Annotated in this window: 16 protein-coding genes, 1 pseudogene and 5 riboswitches; of the genes and pseudogenes, 7 read left to right on the top strand and 10 right to left on the bottom strand. The window is 56.2% G+C overall.

The annotated features are described in order from the left end of the window. Positions 1-490: 490 nt before the first annotated feature. Positions 491-2,785, bottom strand: a complete 2,295-nt coding sequence (gene metE / locus JCM25156_RS01600) for a 5-methyltetrahydropteroyltriglutamate--homocysteine S-methyltransferase (RefSeq protein ID WP_025811793.1) — start codon at positions 2,783-2,785, stop codon at positions 491-493. A gap of 113 nt (positions 2,786-2,898) precedes the next feature. Between metE and JCM25156_RS01595 the strand changes: the two genes are divergently transcribed. From JCM25156_RS01595 to JCM25156_RS27460, 5 genes are all read left to right on the top strand, one after another. Beyond that, positions 2,899-3,789: a LysR family transcriptional regulator gene (locus tag JCM25156_RS01595; RefSeq protein WP_025811791.1), complete on the top strand. Its 891-nt coding sequence runs from the start codon at positions 2,899-2,901 to the stop codon at positions 3,787-3,789. Between the two features lie 726 nt (positions 3,790-4,515). Continuing rightward, positions 4,516-4,756: riboswitch (cobalamin riboswitch) on the bottom strand. A 127-nt stretch (positions 4,757-4,883) separates the two neighbouring features. Continuing rightward, positions 4,884-5,128: riboswitch (cobalamin riboswitch) on the top strand. Between the two features lie 283 nt (positions 5,129-5,411). Next, the gene (locus JCM25156_RS01590; protein WP_242402386.1) at positions 5,412-5,879 is read left to right on the top strand and encodes a hypothetical protein; all 468 of its coding nucleotides are present in this window, start codon (positions 5,412-5,414) and stop codon (positions 5,877-5,879) included. Next, the gene (locus JCM25156_RS01585) at positions 5,860-6,345 is read left to right on the top strand and encodes a hypothetical protein (RefSeq protein ID WP_025811787.1); all 486 of its coding nucleotides are present in this window, start codon (positions 5,860-5,862) and stop codon (positions 6,343-6,345) included. Before JCM25156_RS01590 ends, JCM25156_RS01585 begins: the two co-directional genes overlap by 20 nt. A 193-nt stretch (positions 6,346-6,538) precedes the next feature. Continuing rightward, positions 6,539-6,773: riboswitch (cobalamin riboswitch) on the top strand. Continuing rightward, a complete protein-coding gene (locus JCM25156_RS27465) occupies positions 6,738-7,106 on the top strand; it encodes a hypothetical protein (protein WP_227000946.1) in 369 nt (122 codons plus the stop codon). It overlaps the preceding riboswitch by 36 nt. A gap of 8 nt (positions 7,107-7,114) precedes the next feature. Further along, positions 7,115-7,633: a DUF2147 domain-containing protein gene (locus tag JCM25156_RS27460; protein ID WP_084296393.1), complete on the top strand. Its 519-nt coding sequence runs from the start codon at positions 7,115-7,117 to the stop codon at positions 7,631-7,633. Positions 7,634-7,703: 70 nt separating this feature from the next. Here JCM25156_RS27460 and JCM25156_RS01575 read toward each other — a convergent pair. From JCM25156_RS01575 to JCM25156_RS01550, 6 genes and pseudogenes are all read right to left on the bottom strand, one after another. Beyond that, positions 7,704-8,791: pseudogene (locus JCM25156_RS01575) on the bottom strand (Rieske 2Fe-2S domain-containing protein). A 204-nt stretch (positions 8,792-8,995) separates the two neighbouring features. Next, positions 8,996-9,880, bottom strand: a complete 885-nt coding sequence (locus tag JCM25156_RS20615) for a uroporphyrinogen decarboxylase/cobalamine-independent methonine synthase family protein (RefSeq protein ID WP_242402385.1) — start codon at positions 9,878-9,880, stop codon at positions 8,996-8,998. 36 nt (positions 9,881-9,916) lie between these two features. Next, positions 9,917-10,154, bottom strand: a riboswitch (cobalamin riboswitch). A 68-nt stretch (positions 10,155-10,222) separates the two neighbouring features. Beyond that, positions 10,223-10,981: an ABC transporter ATP-binding protein gene (locus JCM25156_RS01565; protein WP_007396782.1), complete on the bottom strand. Its 759-nt coding sequence runs from the start codon at positions 10,979-10,981 to the stop codon at positions 10,223-10,225. Next, the gene (locus JCM25156_RS01560; RefSeq protein WP_372380121.1) at positions 10,978-11,964 is read right to left on the bottom strand and encodes a FecCD family ABC transporter permease; all 987 of its coding nucleotides are present in this window, start codon (positions 11,962-11,964) and stop codon (positions 10,978-10,980) included. The genes JCM25156_RS01565 and JCM25156_RS01560 overlap by 4 nt, the downstream gene beginning before the upstream one ends. Positions 11,965-11,981: 17 nt before the next feature. Continuing rightward, a complete protein-coding gene (locus JCM25156_RS01555) occupies positions 11,982-12,821 on the bottom strand; it encodes an ABC transporter substrate-binding protein (RefSeq protein WP_025811780.1) in 840 nt (279 codons plus the stop codon). A 1-nt stretch (position 12,822) separates the two neighbouring features. Beyond that, on the bottom strand, positions 12,823-14,922 hold the full coding sequence (locus JCM25156_RS01550; RefSeq protein WP_010516556.1) for a TonB-dependent receptor plug domain-containing protein: 2,100 nt from the start codon (positions 14,920-14,922) through the stop codon (positions 12,823-12,825). 119 nt (positions 14,923-15,041) lie between these two features. Continuing rightward, positions 15,042-15,259: riboswitch (cobalamin riboswitch) on the bottom strand. A gap of 97 nt (positions 15,260-15,356) precedes the next feature. Between JCM25156_RS01550 and JCM25156_RS30440 the strand changes: the two genes are divergently transcribed. Together JCM25156_RS30440 and JCM25156_RS01530 are read left to right on the top strand one after the other, a co-directional pair. After that, a complete protein-coding gene (locus JCM25156_RS30440; protein ID WP_227000950.1) occupies positions 15,357-16,328 on the top strand; it encodes a DUF6925 family protein in 972 nt (323 codons plus the stop codon). A 4-nt stretch (positions 16,329-16,332) separates the two neighbouring features. Then, positions 16,333-17,856 (top strand): cobyric acid synthase, encoded by a 1,524-nt coding sequence (locus tag JCM25156_RS01530; RefSeq protein ID WP_025811775.1) that lies wholly within the window; start codon positions 16,333-16,335, stop codon positions 17,854-17,856. A 132-nt stretch (positions 17,857-17,988) separates the two neighbouring features. Here JCM25156_RS01530 and JCM25156_RS27455 read toward each other — a convergent pair whose 3' ends face one another. From JCM25156_RS27455 to JCM25156_RS01510, 3 genes are read right to left on the bottom strand one after another with little or no spacing between them, the layout of a single operon-like run. After that, positions 17,989-18,765 (bottom strand): aspartyl/asparaginyl beta-hydroxylase domain-containing protein, encoded by a 777-nt coding sequence (locus JCM25156_RS27455; protein ID WP_084296392.1) that lies wholly within the window; start codon positions 18,763-18,765, stop codon positions 17,989-17,991. 5 nt (positions 18,766-18,770) lie between these two features. Then, positions 18,771-19,760, bottom strand: coding sequence for a Rieske 2Fe-2S domain-containing protein (locus JCM25156_RS27450; RefSeq protein ID WP_227000952.1), 990 nt, complete (start codon positions 19,758-19,760; stop codon positions 18,771-18,773). A 21-nt stretch (positions 19,761-19,781) separates the two neighbouring features. Continuing rightward, a complete protein-coding gene (locus JCM25156_RS01510; RefSeq protein ID WP_227000954.1) occupies positions 19,782-20,510 on the bottom strand; it encodes a uroporphyrinogen decarboxylase/cobalamine-independent methonine synthase family protein in 729 nt (242 codons plus the stop codon). Positions 20,511-20,579: the final 69 nt, after the last annotated feature.

The following is a 20,579-nucleotide window of genomic DNA, read 5'->3' as shown; positions in this document are numbered from 1 at the left end:
GTCGACGACCCAGCGTGGCCCATCATTCAACCCGATTATCTCCTCGACCTAAGGTGTTTAGTCCTCGGATTTTATGGTGTGTTAATTTCAGATAAGTCGACGCGCGACCGAACTGGAGTGAGGGTCATGCCAACTTACGCGGCGAACCGATGGCGATCCTCGATCTGGCGAACAGCAGCGCCGTCCGTCGCCTACGAGGTAGGAACGACGCAAAGTGGGAATATTCCGTCTTTATGACAAAGACCAAGGCCAGTAACACAACCAAATCTTTGTATTTCATAAGTTTTGTTATGCCAACAATGGCTTTGTACCGATAAGTACGAATGGACGAAAGCTATGCCGGGCGTCTTACCGGTCCCTGATAGCGAGAGCCGGTCAGACGCATTGCTTTCCGGTGACGTGCGACCAGTCTCTCATGTTATCGTCAGGGAATGGTCACAGCTTTGATACAATCACCCGACTGCAGCGTCCGCCACGTGTAGTCCGCGGTTCAGGCCGACTTCTCCCGCAGCGTGCGGGCCGCGCGTACCATATTGACGAGTGCCGGGATGACCTCGTTCCACTGGCGCGTCTTGAGCCCGCAATCCGGATTCACCCACAGACGTTGTGCTGGAATGCGCTCATTCGCTTTCTCCATCAAAGTAACCATCTGCGCTTCGGTGGAGATGTTGGGTGAGTGGATGTCGTAGACCCCCGGTCCAATCTGGTTCGGGTAGTTGAACGTCTCGAAGACATCAAGCAACTCCATGTCGGAGCGCGAGGTTTCAATGGTGATAACGTCTGCGTCCATGGCAGCAATAGCGGCGATAATGTCGTTGAACTCTGAATAACACATATGTGTGTGGATCTGGGTTTCATCAGCGACACCATTGGCTGCAATGCAGAAGGCCTCCACCGCCCACGTCAGATAGTCCTGCCATTGCGATTTGCGCAGCGGCAGGCCCTCACGCAAGGCAGCCTCGTCGATCTGGATGATGCGAATGCCAGCCTTTTCCAGATCCAGGACCTCATCCCGGATGGCGAGCGCAAGCTGAAAGCATGAGGCCGAGCGCGGCTGGTCATCTCGGACAAAGGACCAGTTAAGAATCGTGACTGGCCCAGTCAGCATGCCTTTCATTGGTTTATCGGTAAGGGATGCTGCGTAGCTGATCCACTCTACCGTCATTGCCTTGGGGCGGCTGATATCTCCGAACAGGATCGGCGGTTTTACACAGCGCGAACCGTAGGACTGAACCCATCCATTCTGGCTGAACACATACCCCTCAAGCTGCTCACCGAAATATTCGACCATGTCGTTGCGTTCCGCCTCGCCGTGGACCAGCACGTCCAGACCCAGCTTTTCCTGCTCGCGCACCGCATGTTCGATTTCACGACGCATGGTTGCCTTATATGTTCCTTCGTCAATTTTTCCGGATTTGAACTGACTGCGCGCGAGACGGATTTCTCTAGTTTGGGGAAAAGAGCCGATGGTGGTGGTCGGGTAAAGCGGCAGTTGCAGCAGTGCGGCCTGTTTTGCTGCGCGAGCCCCAAATTCACTCATCCGACGGCCAAGCGTTTCAGTGATGGCCGCAATGGCTTTTTTTACATCCGGATTGTTTACGCGGGGCGAACTGTGGCGTGAGTCCAGCGCAGCCCGATTGGTAACCAGTTCTGACGTCACAGCAGAACGCCCCCGGTCAAGAGCAAGGGCCAGCACGCGGATTTCGTCCAGCTTCTGCACGGCAAAAGCCAGCCACGAGCTGATCTCGGCGTCCATCTTCTCTTCGGCCGCCAGATCCACAGGCACGTGCAGCAGGGAACAGGACGGCGCGATCCAGAGCCGGTCTCCCAGCAGCTTTGCCACAGGTTCCAGCCAGTCCAGCGTCGCTTCCAGGTCCGTCTTCCAGATATTTCGGCCATTGACGATCCCGAGGGAAATTATCCGATCTGGCGGGCTCGTCTTTACCAGTTCAGCGACCTCCTCCCGCGCATTAATGGTATCGAGATGCACGCCCTGCACGGGGAGCCTGCTCACCAGGGCCAGATTTTCGCGCAGCTGACCGAAGTACGTGGCCAGCAGCAGTTTGACCCGGCGGGTATCAAGCGCCTGATAGGTCTGCACGAAAGCGTTCTGCCACGATGCATCCAGTTCCGTTACCAGAACCGGCTCATCGATCTGCACCCATCCGGCACCCGTCTGAGCAAGCGCATCGAGCAGTCTGGCATATACGGGCAACAGTCGCGGCAGCAGATCCAGCTTGTCCGAACCATCTTTGGCCTTACCGAGTGCAAGATAGGTTATCGGGCCGATAATGACCGGCTTCGTCCGGATACCCTGCTTCCGCGCTTCGTCCAACTGGCTCAGCAACCGCGAAGCATCAAGGGTAAACGTCGTCTCGGCATCAAATTCCGGAACGATATAATGATAGTTTGTATCGAACCATTTAGTCATTTCACCGGCGGCGACACCGCCGCAGCATCCGGGCTTTTCTTCAACAACCGTTGCCGAGCGACCGCGGGCAACCCGGAAATAATTATCGAGTTGGTCACCATGGAAGTCACGCACACGGGTGGGCAGGTTTCCAAGCATGAAGCTCGTGTCCAGCACCTGATCGTAAAAGGAAAAATCACCGACCGGTGCGAAATCCAGACCAGCCTGATCCCGCCAGTGGCGTGAGCGTAGTTCCGTGCCAACCTGCTCCAGCATGGCGAGGGAAGACTGGCCTTTCCAGTAAGCTTCAAGGGCGAACTTGAGTTCACGTTTGAAGCCGATGCGAGGGAAGCCGAGATTATGGGTCGTAACCATGAAGATTTATCCAGATGATGTATGGCTTCTGGAAGATAGGGTTTCGGATATATGAAGAAAAATGATATGTTTTCATAGATGTATAAACGGCAATCATATATGGTGCGTAGAACATGAGTATTCTTGAGCGCAGCCATTTGGCGATCATTCAGGAAGTTGCGCGCGAAGGCTCATTGACGGCTGCAGGAGCGCGCCTCAATCTGACCCAGCCTGCGCTTAGTCATTCCATCCGCAAGCTGGAAAGCCAGCTTGGCGTGAAGATATGGCAACGTGAAGGACGCTCTCTCGTGCTCACTCAGGCGGGAGAGTGGCTCCTGTCTCTTGCCAACCGTCTCCTTCCACAATTCACGCTGGCAGAAGATCGGCTTGAACAGTTCGCCCTTGGCGAGCGCGGAACGCTTCGCATCGGGATGGAGTGTCATCCCTGCTATCAATGGCTTTTGAAAGTAGTGTCGCCCTATCTGGAAAGATGGCCCAAGGTAGATGTAGATGTACGCCAGAAATTTCAGTTTGGCGGAATAGGTGCGCTATTCAGCAACGAGATCGATATTCTTGTGACCCCGGATCCGCTCTACAAGCCAGGCCTTAAATTTACGTCGGTTTTTGACTATGAACTGGTACTAGTTGTAGGCCCCGAACATCCTTTGCGAAATTCACAGTATGTTTTGCCAGATCAGCTCATTGGCGAAATACTGATTACATACCCCGTACCGTCAGAGCGCCTCGATATCTATACTCAGTTTTTGCAACCCGCAGGCATAGCCCCGCGACAGCAGAAGCAGATAGAAACGACCGATATCATGCTTGTCATGGTATCACATGGCCGCGGTGTTGCAGCACTTCCACGATGGCTTGTCGAAGAATATGCCTCTCGCTTTGAGCTTTATCCTGTTAAACTTGGTATAAACGGTATTGCGAAACAGATCTTTCTTGGTCATCGCGAGACGGATGAAGACATTCAATATTTACGCGATTTTATAGAACTCGCGGGTATGAATCAGTGAGTCAAGACATGCCTGACTGTACGGGGTCAAAAAGAATAGAAAATGATAAGCACTGCTGGACCTGGCGACAGATGGATAGCGTGATCCGTGCCTGACGCAGTCACTTTTTTAGTGCCGACAGGTGAGTCGATGCGTCTTTCTCCTGTCCCGGAGTTCACGACGGAGACACGAAATAAAGTCATGGTGAACGCTGAAAATTTGTCCGTGGACCAACCGGTCGGCGATCTCTGTATCGTAGAAATTCTCTGTTCCTATCTCACAACGCATACTGCCGACAGGATTCTAAGATCCGCAGCCTTCGAGTTTGTGTCGCAGTTCCCGACCGCGTGCGGTAAGGCGGGAATGCCCCATCCCCCATCGCGCAGAACATCCACCTGCAATAAAGCCCATCAGTACGAGAGATGATCTGATGCTTCCTCCATCCAGCAAGGTTCCATACCCCCCGTCTTTCGGCAGGGACAGAATGGCCCGTTTCTGTGCGGGAGTCAGGCTCTCCGATCCGAAATAAGATCGACCTGTGCCATTTCGCTGGTTGCCGCCAAAATATGTACGCATTTCTCATGTTCCCCTTGTAGCGTTTGACGGGATTAGACCCGCGACACGCCATTGGCCAATGGATGTAATTCTTCAGAACTGGTCAGGAAAGAACACGCTGGATGGGGAACGCAGCAGATAAAACAGAAGACATGATCGCCACTCCGTCTGTCGGGCGCCCCGCCCGATAGAACTGGTTACGTCACAAAGGCAGGTCTCCTGGCTTACGGGTCCTTGATATCGGTTCTGTCTTCCCGGCCTGTTGAGCATAGCCAGTGACGGGTCCTGTTAAGAGGACATACGATCCGGTATCTCTCCGCTTACAGTTGCGGGGGCAGCCACCGACTTGTTCCCGGACCCTGATAAGTCCTGCCAGAACGCACGGCGTTCCCTATTAACCCGTTCGCACGGGGCCTTTGATGTAGAGGTAGTGTGACGCACGCCCGCGAGCAGTGCAAGCCTGCCAGCTTCCCGTCTGTGTGAAGGATACCATGCTCTTTCATCGCAGGTTTTTTGGAAAATCCATATTGCGTAGATCACGAAATCTGACGCATATTGCGACCAGCTTTTATGTCGGTGGTGCCGCGCAAGCGGATTAATAGGGAATACCGTAAGCTCTGGCGGGATCTGCGATGATCCGGGAGCCAGTCGGTAGCTGCGTCCGCAACTGTAGGCGGTATGTAGCCGGATCCGATCATCTGATGTCCGATCAGATGGGTCACTGCTTCCAGTAAGGGAGTGGGAAGACAGGACCGAGCTGCCATGATCCGTGAGCCAGGAAACCTGCTACCGTCGCAAACCGTGCTACCGGGCGGGACCGACCGGTGGCAGGAGATCAGCTATGACGCGTTCTTTCGCGTATCGATATATCTATCAAGCCTCCATATGTATGCGGATCGTTAGCCTGTGCTTGAATGAATCCCGGCTTCGTAAGGCAACCTTAGCAACAGACCTCGCGGCCTGCGGCTTATAATTCGCATGTACTTTCCTGACCCCAGGACACAGGTACCTACGTTTTATTCTGATAAAAAGAAATATCCATGAACACAGATATGAGCATGGTACTCCCTTCCATTGCGTCGCGCCTAATGGCGACCATTACGGAGCCAGAGCCGGTTGTTGCAATTCGGATGCTTATTGCGGCCTGTCTGGATCAATCCTCGTCCCTTCGCCTGCGGCTACCAGAGGTAAAGCAGCTTTTCGCCCGCTTTATAGCCGCCATTATGCGTGAAAGGACAGATGCTCTGGAGGCTATTGCCAACTCGGTGGAAAAACAGATCACCGCGCTGTCTTTTCGTCCGTTTACGCCGCGACAGGTTCGACAGATTCTGGGGATCACCAACCAGGAGCGTCTTTTCTGGACACGAGACGGGCGCCTGCACCAGACAGGAACAATCCTGAACAATCAGCGCGGCCAGAAATTCAGAGTTCCTGTATATTGTGCCGAGAGAATTGGATGGCTCAGTCAGAACCCAGACATGATCGCGGCATGGCGTGACGAGGATGCTCGCATCCTGACTCAAGAAGGCCTGTCCGATGCAGATCTTTCCAGTTAATCCGATCCGATTCCCGGTGAAACGAAAAATGGCCTCTCCCGTCCCTTCGCCTGATTTTATTCTCATACAACAGCGGCGACGTCAGCGTTCTGTCTCGGTATCCCGCCTTATGGAATCCGCACCTCTGCGGGAAGATGTAATTCAGGCAATAGCCAAGACTGAACTCCCTGCCCCCAATCCGGAAGACCGCATTCGTGCGGATGGATTTGAAACATTCCTACGTCTGGTACCTTCCGCTGGCCGATTACCCGCTGCGCCGAAGGCGCGGGGCGACTATCTTGAGGAACTGTTTTCGCCCCTGCTATTAGAAGCTCTCGCCTATGTGGATACAGCCCGCGATTTATCGGACACGCACGGGGTCGAGGCGCTCATGGCCTTGCTTCAGGCCTATATTTCCGCGCAATGGACAATTGGCGCGCGTGACGCCGCCATGCACTTGTATAGCGCATCAAGCCCGAACGCCTGATTGACAACATAGTGGCTAACGCGCGGGCGCGTATCCCCACCCGCGTGTTTCGAAGATGAAGACACTGAGTGACCTACACTTATTGGATCGGAGCGACAAGTTTGATTGGCATCAACAAGCTCTTCGTTCCATGCAGGCCGGCATCGCGTTTCGAGGAATTGGGCGTTCCTCTCACTTCGCGCATAATGGAATGAGACCCTTGATTGATGATGGCCCCGCGCGAGCGGGTTAAAAGGGAACGCTGTAACGCTCTGGCTGGACAATTCTGTTCCGGGAGCCAGTCAGCGGCTGCTCCCGCAACTGTATGCGGTATGCCACCAGTTCGTTCACCTGCGGGTGAGCCACTGTTTCCCTTGGGGAATGGGAAGGCATGAACTGGCTGGCCATGATCCGTGAGCCAGGAGACCTGCCATCGTCTGCAAACCACGTCGTCGGGCGGGATGCACCGAAGGCAGGAGATTTCCCATGCGTCATGGGAAGACCAATGCGGCCGATCAATGCCCCCCATGTTTCCTGTTTCTGGCGGAAACATCGTGATGCAGCATCGCGGGACCGGCGCGTTTCTGACAACCGGCCTGAAACGCCCGCATGTTGCTGAAGACCCTTACTGGGCCCTTCAAGCCGGTGCAGCAATGGGCAGCAGGCGCGACAAGGCTATCATGGAAAACGTCCATGGCGTAGATAGCACCCTCGCCGCTCATTCCCATGGCGCGCATCTCGGGGCATCAATCATGCGCTTTTCGATCCGAATTCTCCGATAGATCCGCCGATGTTCCATAATTTTAGTCATGTACGAAGCGACGAAAGACACATCATGAATATTGCGCAAAAAGCAACCTGTGTCTCGCTAATACTCAGTATCATGATTGGAGGGGCTGCTGTTCACGCACAAGTTCCTCCAGCGACAACAGTTCCGCCCGCCGTTCTGGGGCAATGGGTCACCAGAAATCACAAGGGTGTTTTCGAGATCACACGGTGTGGCGACCATCTGTGTGGAAAGCTGGTTGGCCTGAACTATAGTAATGACATCCCACGCGACCAGACGGGCCGTTCGGAATGTGGGTTGCCCATGCTGCGGGACTTCGTGCCGGATCCGGATCAACCAGACCGGTGGAACGGGTCCATTCTCGACCCCAATACCAATCATGTGTATCAAGCGCGCATGTGGGTTAACCAGTCCGGACAACTCAAGTTACGGGGCTATCTCGGGATTCCGATGTTCGGACAGACACAGACATGGCTTCCTTATCGCGGTCATATCGGCCCGAACTGCAAAATGAGCACCTGATCTGCGTGGTGCCTGGTCAGGAGAAGATGCCCATGCGCCTTGAGACGGGGCATGGGCGTCTATCAGTTTATTATCCGATATCTTTCTGGGACGGCATACCATTCTGGATAAGCAGTTGGCGCAGCGCATGATAACTGGAAAGACCTCCTGATTCCGGTCGCCGTCCTGCTCCCGCCAGGCCTGCTGCTCCAGTTCAACAATTTCGCGATCTTCTGTGAAAACACGCTCCGTAAAGGCGATCAGCAGCGGCCACGCCAGATCCAGTAAAAATGGTATTTTCAACCTGCGTATGGAGAGCAGGCCAAATACCCGGTTGATCAATTCTTCCCGGTCCTGTGGCACATATGCAATCCACAGTTCCATGACCGGTTCATCAATCCCCTCCGTCTCGATCCGCAATGTCTGATAGGGATACTGCGTGCGGATGGTCATGACATCCCGATAGGCAAAATCCCGGCCATCCTTGCGACGCTGCCCGTAAATCAGAGCCTCGCTCAGCGGCTGCCTGCCAGACGTGCGGGCAAAGGTATAGCGGGCCTCCACAAAATCCTCACCCCGATCCATGCCTAGAAACCGTGGCTTCATGCTTCCGACCAGTCGGCTGTGCAGAATCTGGTGGTTCATGTCCATCAGGTTTTCATGCATGAAGCTGTAGTGACATTGCACGACTTTTCCAAACCGGCGGGTACGGTAATGGGGGTCACGGACACGTGGAAAGTCCGGCAGCGCAATGCTATCGGATTTTTCCAGATCCCCCATGAACACAAAGATGAGACCATCCTTCTCGCGGCATGCCCATGTCCGCAGTCGTGGCGGTTCGTTTTCCAGCTTCATGCCGGGGGAAAAACACTGGCCACGCCGACTGTATTTCAGTCCATGGTATGCACAGCGAATGAAATCTCCACACACTTCTCCCTTGCTGAGTGGTAACTGCCGGTGGGGGCAAACATCATCCAGCGCAAAGATGGCCCCGGCCTCGGGCCTGACCACCACGATGGGTTGCCCCGCGTACCGTACGCCAATCGCCCTGCCCCGACGAAGCTCGCGAGACCATGCAACCGGATACCAGAAATCCGGATTGCTGCGGACACGACGGATGTCCTGTTGTGGCAAAGCAGCCCCATCCAGGGCGGCTGTTTTCGATGTATTTCCTGTCATGATATTTTCAATGTCTCACGCTGTTATCAGCGCATGGGACAAAACGGATATCATTTTCGCAAAAGTCGCGGATGGATGCGCTGCGACGTGCTATCGTGCGTCGGCTGGCTACGGCCACGATTTCGGACATTTTCTGCGGCAGGACGTTCGTAATGTCCGGATCGGTCAGGGCATTGCTGTCACTTAGCGCACCCGATGGCGCGATCATGAGACGATCCGGCCGATGCGAACGCAGCGTCTGTTCCACGATGCCGTGCGCCATGCTGATGTGGGTAGCGCCGCGCTGCAGCTATCGACCAGCCCCAGCGAGAGCCAGTGATGCGCCGGGAAATGCTGCAGGACATACGGGAAATCGCGATAGCCATGCACAACGTCCACATGCAGGCCGCCAAAAGGTAGCTGCAGCACGAAAGGAAGATGTCGCCCGAAGCCCCCGCTCCCTCCGACCAGAACAAGTGAAGTGCCCCTTGATGCTTCACTGAGGACATGCCAGGCAACATCCATATGGGTCAGCGTGGCTGCGGGCAGGCCAGGATGGGCAAGGATTGGCTCATCAATCTGGATCCAGAAGCATCCCGCGTTGTTCAGTTGTTCGAAGCATTCAATATAGGCGGGTAGCAGGCGCATCAGTCCCTGGCCGACACTGTCTCCCTTTGTCATGCCGCATAACGCAAGGAAACTGACCGGCCCCAGCAGAACAGGCCGGGTGCTGATACCCAGTTGTTCCGCTGCAAGAAATGCGTCGCGGGGCCAGTTGCGCGCAAGATGGAACGCCTGCCCCGGTCTGAGGATGGGCTTTCTGTAATTGCCGTGCATCGGATCACAGGCTGTGACTGTATTGTCGGTGCCCACGCCAAACATGCGGGCAGTCTGCACAACTCTGTCCCGCCATGGGCTATTGGCCGTAGCGATATGGGAAATGCCTGCCGCGTGCTGGCATCGCACCCCACGCATCTCATCAGCATCGGGAAAACCAAGTGTCGCCGTAAGCAGTCTGGCGATATTCGGGAAGTGATCTATGGAATACTGGCGCGCAGGCACGCCTTCGGTCGTGCCATCATGGCACGCGGCTTTCTGCCATACCGGCATTAAGCTTCTCCCGCCTTCGGCACATCCCGTCCGACGGCTTGATGTATGACGATGGCAGGTCTCCTGGCTTACGGATCATGGCCAGCCGGTTCTGCCTTCCCATTTCCTTTTCGGAAACAGTGACTCACCCCGTCCGGGTGAAATGAACCGGCGGCATACCGCCTACAGTTGCGGGAGCAGCCTCCGACTTGGCTCCCGGGTTCATGACCCGGCCGGAGCGTGACGGCGTTCCCTATTAACCCACTCGCGTGGGACCATCGACTTGATAAGACAACATTGTGCCCGAACCGAGCGGCCGGACGCAAGGTGTCATGGGCAGGATGTCCCAGCGGGCCGCACACGTTAGCGGCACAGGGACCACGGAAGGACCGCGTCCTCGACCCGCCGGACCGTTACGCCGTACACGACGCGCATGATGTCATCATCCAGCACCTGCAGGGCCGGGCCATGGCGGATGACGGCGCCATCATCCATCAGCACCAGTTCATCGCAGAAACGGGTCGCCAGAACCAGATCATGCAGCACGACGACGATCCCCTTTCCCTGCCCTGCCTGCTGGCGGAACAGATGCATCATGGACAGGGCATGAGCGGGATCGAGCGCCGCAATCGGCTCGTCCGCCAGTATGACCGGCGTATCGGTCGCCAGCGCACGCGCCAGATTCATGCGAGCCCGCTCCCCGCCTGACAGGTGGCTGGCCGGACGGGCGCACAGGTCCTGCAAGCCGGTGACATCAAGGGCGTGGCCCACCGCCGGGTGACGGACGGCATGGTCGCCCGCCTGCCCATGCGGCAGGCGTCCGAGTGCGACCAGCGCACGCACCGGCATGGGTGGCGGCGTCCCCCCGTCCTGGGGGATGAAGGCAAGTTGCCGGGCGCGCAGCGCGGAAGAGATCTGGCCCATGCTGCGATCAAGAATCCGGACATCCCCATGATCGGGTGCCTCCAGCCCCGCCAGCAGGCGCATGAAGGTACTTTTCCCCGCGCCATTCGGCCCGATCAGGCCAATGACCCGTCCCTGCGCAAGGGTCAGGGACGCGGCCGAGACGACAGCCCGATCCCCGCGCCGGAGCGACACGTCGCGTGCCTGCAGCAGGATCATGACACGGTTCTTTTCAGCATGATGACGCGGGCGAAGAAAACCGGTGCGCCCACCAGTGCCGTTAGCACACCCAGTTGCAGTTCAGGCCCGACCGCCACCACACGCACCACCATATCCGCCAGCAGCAGCAGCAGGCCTCCCCCCAGAAATGACGGCAGGAGCAGACGCGATGGCTGATATCCCACAAGCGGCCGCAACAGATGTGGCACCACCAGCCCCACAAAGCCGATCGCTCCTGAAACCGCCACGCATGAGCCGACGGCTAGCGCCGCGCCCAGCACGATACGCGTCTGGACGCCGCGCGGGCCATGCAGCTGGAAGCCAAGGCTTGCGGCCACATCCTCCCCCAATGTCAGCGCATCCAGCGCACGCCCCGCGGACAGCATGAGCAGCGTGCCACACACCACACCCGGCAGGCAGATCCAGACATGGGTAAAGGTCCGGTCCGTCAATGACCCCATGAGCCAGTGCATGATCTCGAATGACGCATAGGGGCTGGGCACAAGGTTCAGCACCAGTGCTGTCAGGGCTGCGGCAAAACTGCTGAGTGCAGCCCCCGCCAGCAGCAGCACCAGCGTGCCACCACGTCCCACCAGTCCCATCAGCACGGCCGCCGCACACAGCGCCCCCGTCAGCCCACCCAGCGGCAGGGCCGCGATGGACACCTGCATGAGGCCGGTATAGAACACGCTGACCGCCCCAAGTGCCGCTCCACCTGATACCCCCAGGATGCCGGGATCGGCCAGCGGATTGCGTAGATAGCCCTGCAGAACCGCCCCCGACAGGCCAAGCGTCCCGCCCACCAGGATGGCCAGCAGGGTACGCGGCAGGCGCAGGCGCTCCACAATGATCGCGCCTGCGGTATGCCGCCCGGCCAGCAGGTCCGCCAGTGCATGTGAAAACATGATGCGGGTTTCTCCCCACATGAGCGAGGTAACAAACAGCCCCATGACACCAGCCAGAAGCATGACGTTCAGCAGCATGGTTTGATGGGCAGGTTTCATGGGGCGGACATTTCAAGGTTGTGCCGTGCGTTACGCAGCATGACGACACTATCCAGTGTCTGTGGCAGGCCACACAACCAAAGCCGTGCGGGCAGATCCAGATGATGCGGCCCGGCAAAGGCCTGCTTCAACGCCGGGTGATCCAGCATGGACTGTGCAAGGGACGTTCCCTTCCCCGAACGGTCAAGGATCAGGAGATCGGGTGGCCGTGCAATCAGCAGTTCCATGGAAAAACGGGAAGATGACTGGTGCCCCATGATCGTTGCGTAATTACGAAAGCCGGCATGGGCAAGGACATCATCCGGAAGCGAGCCCTTATGGGTGACAAAGCCGTTGGCCGCATAGACGGCTGCTGTGGGATCGGTGGAACCAGGCTCGACCGAAAGGGAGGCCAGGCGCGTGGCAAAGGCCATAGCCAGTTGCTGCCCACGCTCAGGAACGCCGATGGCGTTGGCGACCGTCATGATCTGGACCGGAATATCCGTCAGGGATTGGGCGGGTGGCAGGGCTACAACCTGTGCGCCCCCTTCCCGCCCCGCCTGCATCGCGACGGCCGCGGTATAGATGCCACCCAGCACGACATCGGGATGGGATGCCACGATGCTTTCCGCCGTGGGTCGCAATACGGGAGCCTGTCGTGCCTGTTCGCACAGCACCGCGCTCCAGCAATCCCGGGCGAGCGGCGTAATACCGACGATCTGGCCCGGTTCGGCCAGCAGCAGCAACAACTGGTCGGTGCAGAGATTAAGCGAAGCCACGCGCGGGAGAGCCCATGCCGGTGCCAACGGGACACAGGCAAGGAAACCGGCCATCATCCCTGCGACCACGCTTTTCATGTCAATAATTCAGCATGAAGCCGCCATAACCGGCGCGACCAGGCTGCAGATAGCCGATGGGATCCTCGAACTGGCGGTTCAGCAGGTTGTCGGCGCGGGCATAGACGGAAACGTAGCGGTTGATTTTGTAATTGGCAGCCACGTCGATGGTGAAATAACCATGCCCCTTGGCGCATGTGCTGCAGGACTCGCTGCCAATAACCGGCAGATCACGCCAGCCACTGGTATACAGGATATTGCCCGAAAAGGTCAGGTCGCGAATGGGGGTCCATGTCGTATTGAAATTAAACTTGTGCTGGGGACGGCGTTGCAACTGGACGTCGTTCGTCTCATCCCGGGCGTGGGTCCAGGTATAGCTCAGGTTAAATTCCAGATTGCTCAGCGCCTTCCAGTTCAGGAAGGCTTCCACACCATACATCCGCGCCTTCGCCACATTGGCGTAGGAGTAGTTGTAGTCATATGATGAATCAATCGAAAGCGAGGACTGGATCAGGTTCCTGACCCGGTTGTCATACCAGGTTGCGCCGAAATTCAGACGGTCATGCAGCAGTTTCTGCTCAACACCCGCGTCATAGCCGATCAACTGTTCCGCCTTCAGGTTGGGATTGCCCTTTTCCGAATAACCCACACCCACCTGATTTGCGAATAACTGATACAGCGAAGGACCATGAAAACCGGAACCGGCGCTGGCCTTGATGATGGTTCCGGTGCCCGGCACATGGATTGCCGGGGCCACGCGCCATGTCACGTGGTTGCCGTAGCGCGAATTGGCATCATAGCGAATATTGGCCGCACCATACAGAATATGGTTCCAGTTCCCCTGATACTGCCCGTAACCTGCGGTCGTATCCATGCTGGCGGATGTATCGTATCCGCTGTCCCACATGCTTGAGGCCGTATGGCTGGTATTGAACGTATCATGGAAATGTTCGGCACCGATCAGAAGCTGGCCATACTGCTTGAAATTGAACGTGCCGTGCCAGTCCACCTTAAGTCGGCTGGAACGGTAATAATCCGGGTCTGGATTGACCGGGCTGCCGTAACTCGTGCCCGTCTCCGTCCAGCGGTTGCGGTTGGTCATGTAGCCAAGGCCAAGCACCTGATCAAAAAGCCCGTGAAAGGAAACCAGATGGGCCGTCCCGCGCACGATGGCCTCGTTCTGGTTGTTCTGTTCCCGCACACCCTTATCACCATACAGATTTTCACTTTGCAGGTCATACAGAGAGTAGGAATGATAATTGCTCTGTATCAGCCGTGCGGTCAGGCCAAGATCGAAATTATGGGTGACGTCATAACCCAGCCTGATATTGACGCCACGGTTGTCATTCCGGTTGCCTTCATGCCGCTGCTGCCGGTTGGCCCCATAATAACGCTCGATATAGGAAGGGATATTGTTGAACCCATCCATCCGGTAATGGGAGAATTCTACATTATAATGAAAACGTCCCTTGCTGCCGCGTGCGCCAAAGGTCTGATTGAAGGTACCATACCCACCGCCTTCGATACGGACAAACGGCTTGAAACGGCCCTGCCCCTGTGCCGTGGTAATGTCGATAACCCCCGCCATGGCGTCGGCGCCGTACAGGCCGCTCTGAGGCCCACGCAGTATCTCGATCCGGCCCATGCCGTCGGTTACAAACTGACCGGCATCGAACATGCCATTGGTGGAACTTCCGTCATTGATGTCCATGCCATCCAGGCGGACCTTGACCTCGTTGGAATTATTACCACGCATGAAAATGGATGACGTGCCCCCTGGGCCGCCTGTCTGGACCACGTTCAGGCCCGGTTGGCGTGCCAGAATATCCGTCAGGCTGCGCCGCTGCTGGGTCTGGATCTGCTTTTCCGTGATGATGGTCATGCTGGTGCCGATATCATCGGTGGAGGTCGGCCGACGGGCTGCACTGACGCTGATCAGTTCGGGAAGACCCGTATCCCCCAACGAAACAACGGCTTTCGATTTTTTATTCTCGATGACGTACTGGTTGGCGGACTGTTTTTGCGGCGCGTGCTGTCTGACTGAATCATCGGCACGCGCCACTACAACCCCCATGGTCATCAACGTGGTGGAAGCAATCAGCAGATTACGGAATAGGATCATCTGGTTCAGGTCTCGCGGTCACATCATCGTTGCCACGAGAGCGCGCTGCCACAGGATTTCCGATCTGCACGGAATCCTGTAACACCACACCGTCAGGACACCCCGCCCGACAGTTCCCGGTCGCAACCATCATGACGGCAGGTCTCCTGGCTCACGGCGTAGCGTCCTGCACAACCTTCCCGGAAAACCGCGGTTTCCAGTGCCCGGACCATGACATCCGGTAATGCAAGGACAGACCGTTTACAGTTGCGGGGGCAGCCGGAGCATTGGATCGCAATCCGCACTCTGTTCCCTTTTCATCCCCCCGAAAGGGGACACCGTCGGAACGGTTCTGATCGGATGGGATGTTCTTGTCAACCCGCATTCAATCTTTCAGTATCCTGTCAGGATTGCTGTTATTTTCAGCCTGATTGATGAATCACAGGATATTTCCGATGAAACGTATCACGCCTTCCATGCTGACTTCACTGGCGCTGGATCTCCGTAACGGCTGGAGCATTGGAACATTTGGTGCGATCGGCGAATTCCATCATGTTCCGGATGATAGGGTCTGCCTCACCCCATGTCCTGACGGGCTGGAGATCGTCACCCAACGCGGTGCCATACGCATTAGTCCCAGCGAACCCTTGCATGCCCTTGCGTGGGACTCTCTCGTCGGAAAAGGCAGACGCTGGCGGCATAGCATGGCGTTATGCGGCCCGTTACAACTGACTGCGAAGCATACCCTGAAGGTTCTGGGAAAGGATGCGGACGCTGTCCGACCAGAGGATCGTGATGCGTGGCTGATTGATCTTGGAATTGGCGTGGGTCAGGTCCGGATGTGTGTAAGGACAGAAAATGCCCGCCTGGTTGAAGCCCTTGCTGTTGATACGGATGACCCATTGGCCGTCGTCACGGCTGCATTTGCGCTTCTGATGGAAGCCCAGCCCCACAGGGTCATGCTTTCGCCTGCTGGCAGGCTGGAGGTCTACCAACCCATTCCCGCGCCTGATGGAGACTCTCCACTCGGTGCCCATACCCACCTGCTGCCAAAACTGGTGAAGTTGAAACGGTCCTGCTCTGCTCTCGATCCCATTCCGGAAGGCTGGCAGCCTTTCCTGACACTTCATCCGGCGGCACCGTTCCGACCGTCCGATGATGATTCCCATGATTATGACCGGCTTGCCGATCTATCCTTTCTGCCGTTGCTTGAGGAATTCGGCATGGAGGAAGACTTGCAGGTTTCAGGCACATTCCAGGCCCATGTTCGTCAACATGGAACACCGGAAAATCTGAAAATACCCGCTACAAGACGTGGTCGCGCGCGCATGCATATCGAACTGCTTCGCATGGCAGCGCGGGCTCACGAGGGCATGGAGCGATTTGTGCCTGCCGACACGATCAAGAGCGCTACGGACTGCGGCTGATTCCATGACAGCGATCATGTTGCAGGGCACGGGATCCGATGTCGGAAAGTCCGTTTTGACGGCAGGTTTATGCCGGGTTTTCGCTAACCGTGGCCTGACGGTCCGGCCTTTCAAACCCCAGAATATGTCGAACAATGCCGCCGTGACGGTAGATGGAGGTGAAATCGGTCGGGCGCAGGCACTTCAGGCGCAGGCCTGCCGTATTGCCCCTTCCACCCTTATGAATCCGGTCCTTCTGAAACCGGAAAGTGATCATACAGCGCAGGTTATCGTCCGTGGACGCGCAAAAGGACACCTGCACGCTTCGAATTTTATCGGTGGCCGGGCCGCATTCCTGCCCGAGGTTCTGACCGCCTTCAGGACATTATGTAGCCAATCCGATCTCGTGATTGTCGAGGGCGCGGGCAGCCCGGCGGAAATCAATCTACGTCAGGGCGACATCGCCAATATGGGCTTTGCCAGAGCCGCGAATGTTCCGGTCGTCATGATCGGCGATATAGACCGGGGCGGCGTTATCGCGTCACTCGCCGGTACCCATGCTGTTCTTGATCCAGATGACCGTGAGTTGATCAAGGGATTCATCGTTAATCGCCTCCGGGGAGACGCCAGCATTTTCCAATCTGGGTATGACTTCATAGAAAAGTTTACCGGCTGGAAGGGGCTTGGCGTTCTTCCTTGGATAGACAGTATACGTGAACTGCCTTCTGAAGACAGTATTCCTGAAGATGTTGACTGTTCCGCGGCCTCACGGATCGAGATAGCCGTCCCCCTTATGCCCCGCATTGCCAATTTCGATGATCTTGATGCGCTGGAAGGTGAAACGCATGTAAAGATCACACGGATCCGGCCCGGGCAGCCCCTTCCCGCGTCCGCGCATGTCGTGTTCCTTCCTGGTAGCAAGGCGACAATAGCAGACCTGCAATTTTTCAGGCGGCAGGGATGGGATATTGATCTGGCGGGACACGTCAGGCGGGGTGGATATGTATTCGGTCTCTGCGGTGGCTATCAGATGCTGGGACAGACCATAAATGATCCCGACGGAATAGAAGGGAACCCGACCACGATACCAGGACTTGGACTTCTGGAGGTTGATACCGTTCTGACCCGTGACAAGCAGATCAACCAGACTTCAGGCATGACGCTTTCCGATAGCGCGCGATTCAGCGGCTACGAAATTCATTGTGGGGAAACAGTTCGATCACATCACCGGGTCATGCCCCTAATCAGATGCGACGACGGACGGTTGGACGGAGCAATAAGCCCGGACGGTCGTATTGCAGGCTGCTATGTGCACCGTCTGTTTGACATGACTAGCCAACGCGCGGCATGGCTGGACAGATGGGGCGCACGCTCCGATGGACTGGATTACACAGCGCGGGTGGAACGCGCCCTTGAAACCGTTGCTTCCACCATGGAAAGCAGTCTGGATATTGAAGGGTTACTGCTATTGCCAGATGATCTTCTTTCCGTCTCAGGGCCTTGGTTCGTCAGGGCATCCAGACAAACAGGACAGAGACACCCTGCCTGAGCATCCGTCGGAACCGGCAGGCCACGGGGCTTTTCCATGCACCAGCACGCACCTTCAGGCTGACATGAAAAATCAGCACCGCACTTTTTACACTTTATCATTCTGCGCCTTCCCGTTGTTACCATGACTGGATCAAACAGTCAGTCCGCTGGTTTGGCGTTCTGTCCGGGCCATCTCATGATGGAGGGCATGCCAGTGTGCAAGATTGTTTTTGGCTTCCTGCACGAATGCCGAACGACGAACGGCCTTGAGAAACATACCCTGAACCAGACGGCCAACTCCGTATGTGGGCCGTTCAAACTGGATAAGCAACACTGCCCGATGATCCGATGTATTGTTCTGGACTTCATGAGGGTATGTGTCGTCAAACAGGATACATTTTCCATCCTGCCAGCATAACATTTGATCGTCTATCCGTATCCAGCAATCCCTGTAGTCCTGCGGCACCTGTAAACCCAGATGACAGGTTAACAGCCCTTTGGTCACTCCATTATGCAGCGGAATACGCGCACCAGGTTCAAGGAAAGAAACAAAGGCCGAGTTCAGTCCGGGAATGGCCGCAGCAAACCGTGCTGTGCAGGGCATCCGCCGGCAGTTCTCCAGAACGCAGTTCCCGTAGCCGTAAAGGAAAAATGACTTCCATCTTGTATCGGGTGCAATACGCGTATGGTCTGGCGAAATATCGCGCAGAGCGGGAAAACTGCTTACCCCATGCGTCATAAGGATCCTGAATTCCTCTATAATCCGGAACGCCCGCTGTTCCATGTTGGAAATCCATGGGAAAAGACTGGTATCAAGAACTGGCGTATCGGGAACAAGGGAATTGTGTGCAATCAGCGTGTTTAATAGAGGCCGCACTTTTTTACCAACCCGAATGATAAATGGCCGACTAGCAACAGCATCCGACATGAAATCTATCCTTCTTTAGCCATCCTTTGGTTATTTTTTGTTACAAGATCCTGCATAGCTTGTGCTGGCGGAAAGAAATCACTGTGCCCTACTCGACCAGACCGTTGGATGGCAGACCACTCCGCTTCCGGGAGGCTCTGCTCCTTCCACAGCAGTTTCCATAATAATTTCGCCCAAAGAGAACCCGATACGCGACCTGGCAGACGCGTATGGTCCTGCCGTATGGATATTTTACCGCACACACGTGTTCGGCCGTCACGTCCGGTCGGCATGTAACCAAGCCATATCTCCGCGCATAGTGTGGCATCGTCTTCGGAAGAAAAATAAACGTTCTGGTCAACCAGGGTCGTATCGACCGTCGCCCGCCAGGGCCGTGCCATACCAGGCAGAACCGATAATGGTGTGGAAGCCACAACACGGTAATGACTGGAAATCTGCTGTTCGGTAATGTTCTGATCAAGATAGGTTACCGATCCTGATGTCGTCCTTCTCCCAAAGCGTTGTACATGATCCATCAGAAGCGGAACTGGCGCATTGATTTCGCGTATGAATGTTTCATGACACCAGTCTTTACCATCGTGATGCGTCATGGCGGGAATCAACGCTTCGTCTGCATCGTCGGCATTACCTGAATACAGGAATATCCAGCCTTCTTTCTCCCTACATCCCCAGCCTTCCGCGCGCGGCGGCATTTCTTCCAGAACCATATCAGGAGAATAGCAACGGCCACTGCGTGCAAATTTGATCCCATGCAACGGACATCTGATAAAGGTTCCGCTGACCACGCCACGACTGAGTGGTACCTGACGATGCGTACACCGGTCATCAAGTGCGAACACCAGCCCTGCCTCTGGACGGACAATGACAACCGGTCTGCTGCCGCAATAAACCCCGATTGCTTTTTGATGTCTCAGATCTGCACTGCGCAAAGCGGGATACCATTGTGCATTGTGGTCCGGATCAAAAGGTTGCAGTAGAGTATGTGTCATGCCCATGACAATTCCTCCAAAATCTTGTTAGTGGACGAAGGTCGCCGCCACGCAAGCACGTTGAACCTTCGCCAGGTCTGAAAGTGTATTGTGAACCTCAGGCGGTAATTGCCTACCGTCCTTATTGGTGAAACGCATTGTCGTAGACGGTGTAATAATCACGCGCCTTCGTGGACATTCTGATCGGATCTTATCTATCCATCGCAGCGTGCTATAGACATCCGTTGGAATCCGATTCAGGCCGTCCACAACTCCCAGAAGAAGGTCACAGCGCGGATTAAGATTAGAGAGCACCGATGGAAGTTCTGCGCCGCCGCGCACCATATCGATATGAAGGCCATTCATCGGCAATGACATGACGTGGGGCAGGTTACGCCAGAAGCCCCCTCCTCCCCCGACGAAGACGAGGGATAGTGCATGTCCGGATGCCACCTCTGCCATGCTCCGCCATGCCAGTTCCATCGCCGTCTGGCGTTCTTTCGACATCGGACCAGCCGTTGTGACAGGTTCCGTAATCTGAACCCAGAAACAGCCTGCCGTGGCGAGTTCGTGCAGAATCTCGATGTACACCGGAAGAAGCTTCAATAACAACAGGACAGGGTCCGTGCCGTCAGTCCGGTCACATGCGGCAAGAAAGCTCACTGGCCCTAGAAGCACAGGCACAGTCGCGATCCCGCGTTGCCATGCATCAACAAATGCATCGCGGACAGGATTGCAGCATAAGTGGAAGAACGTCTGATCTGTCAGTTCGGGCATGCGCTTCCTGCCGCACTGAGGAGCCTTCCCCACACCCACCATCTGTGCTGTCTGCCACACGCGATGCCA

It is taken from the genome of Komagataeibacter kakiaceti JCM 25156, assembly GCF_000613305.1.
This window is presented reverse-complemented; position numbering and strand designations above follow the sequence as displayed.

Coding starts and splice junctions, on each gene's coding strand:
- metE (WP_025811793.1), bottom strand. CDS start 2,785: ATGGTTACGACCCATAATCTCGGCTTCCCTCGCATCGGCTTCAAACGT.
- JCM25156_RS01595 (WP_025811791.1), top strand. CDS start 2,899: ATGAGTATTCTTGAGCGCAGCCATTTGGCGATCATTCAGGAAGTTGCG.
- JCM25156_RS01590 (WP_242402386.1), top strand. CDS start 5,412: ATGGCGACCATTACGGAGCCAGAGCCGGTTGTTGCAATTCGGATGCTT.
- JCM25156_RS01585 (WP_025811787.1), top strand. CDS start 5,860: ATGCAGATCTTTCCAGTTAATCCGATCCGATTCCCGGTGAAACGAAAA.
- JCM25156_RS27460 (WP_084296393.1), top strand. CDS start 7,115: ATGTTCCATAATTTTAGTCATGTACGAAGCGACGAAAGACACATCATG.
- JCM25156_RS20615 (WP_242402385.1), bottom strand. CDS start 9,880: ATGCCGGTATGGCAGAAAGCCGCGTGCCATGATGGCACGACCGAAGGC.
- JCM25156_RS01565 (WP_007396782.1), bottom strand. CDS start 10,981: ATGATCCTGCTGCAGGCACGCGACGTGTCGCTCCGGCGCGGGGATCGG.
- JCM25156_RS01560 (WP_372380121.1), bottom strand. CDS start 11,964: ATGCTGCTGAACGTCATGCTTCTGGCTGGTGTCATGGGGCTGTTTGTT.
- JCM25156_RS01555 (WP_025811780.1), bottom strand. CDS start 12,821: ATGAAAAGCGTGGTCGCAGGGATGATGGCCGGTTTCCTTGCCTGTGTC.
- JCM25156_RS01550 (WP_010516556.1), bottom strand. CDS start 14,922: ATGATCCTATTCCGTAATCTGCTGATTGCTTCCACCACGTTGATGACC.
- JCM25156_RS30440 (WP_227000950.1), top strand. CDS start 15,357: ATGAAACGTATCACGCCTTCCATGCTGACTTCACTGGCGCTGGATCTC.
- JCM25156_RS01530 (WP_025811775.1), top strand. CDS start 16,333: ATGACAGCGATCATGTTGCAGGGCACGGGATCCGATGTCGGAAAGTCC.
- JCM25156_RS27455 (WP_084296392.1), bottom strand. CDS start 18,765: ATGTCGGATGCTGTTGCTAGTCGGCCATTTATCATTCGGGTTGGTAAA.
- JCM25156_RS27450 (WP_227000952.1), bottom strand. CDS start 19,760: ATGGGCATGACACATACTCTACTGCAACCTTTTGATCCGGACCACAAT.
- JCM25156_RS01510 (WP_227000954.1), bottom strand. CDS start 20,510: ATGCCCGAACTGACAGATCAGACGTTCTTCCACTTATGCTGCAATCCT.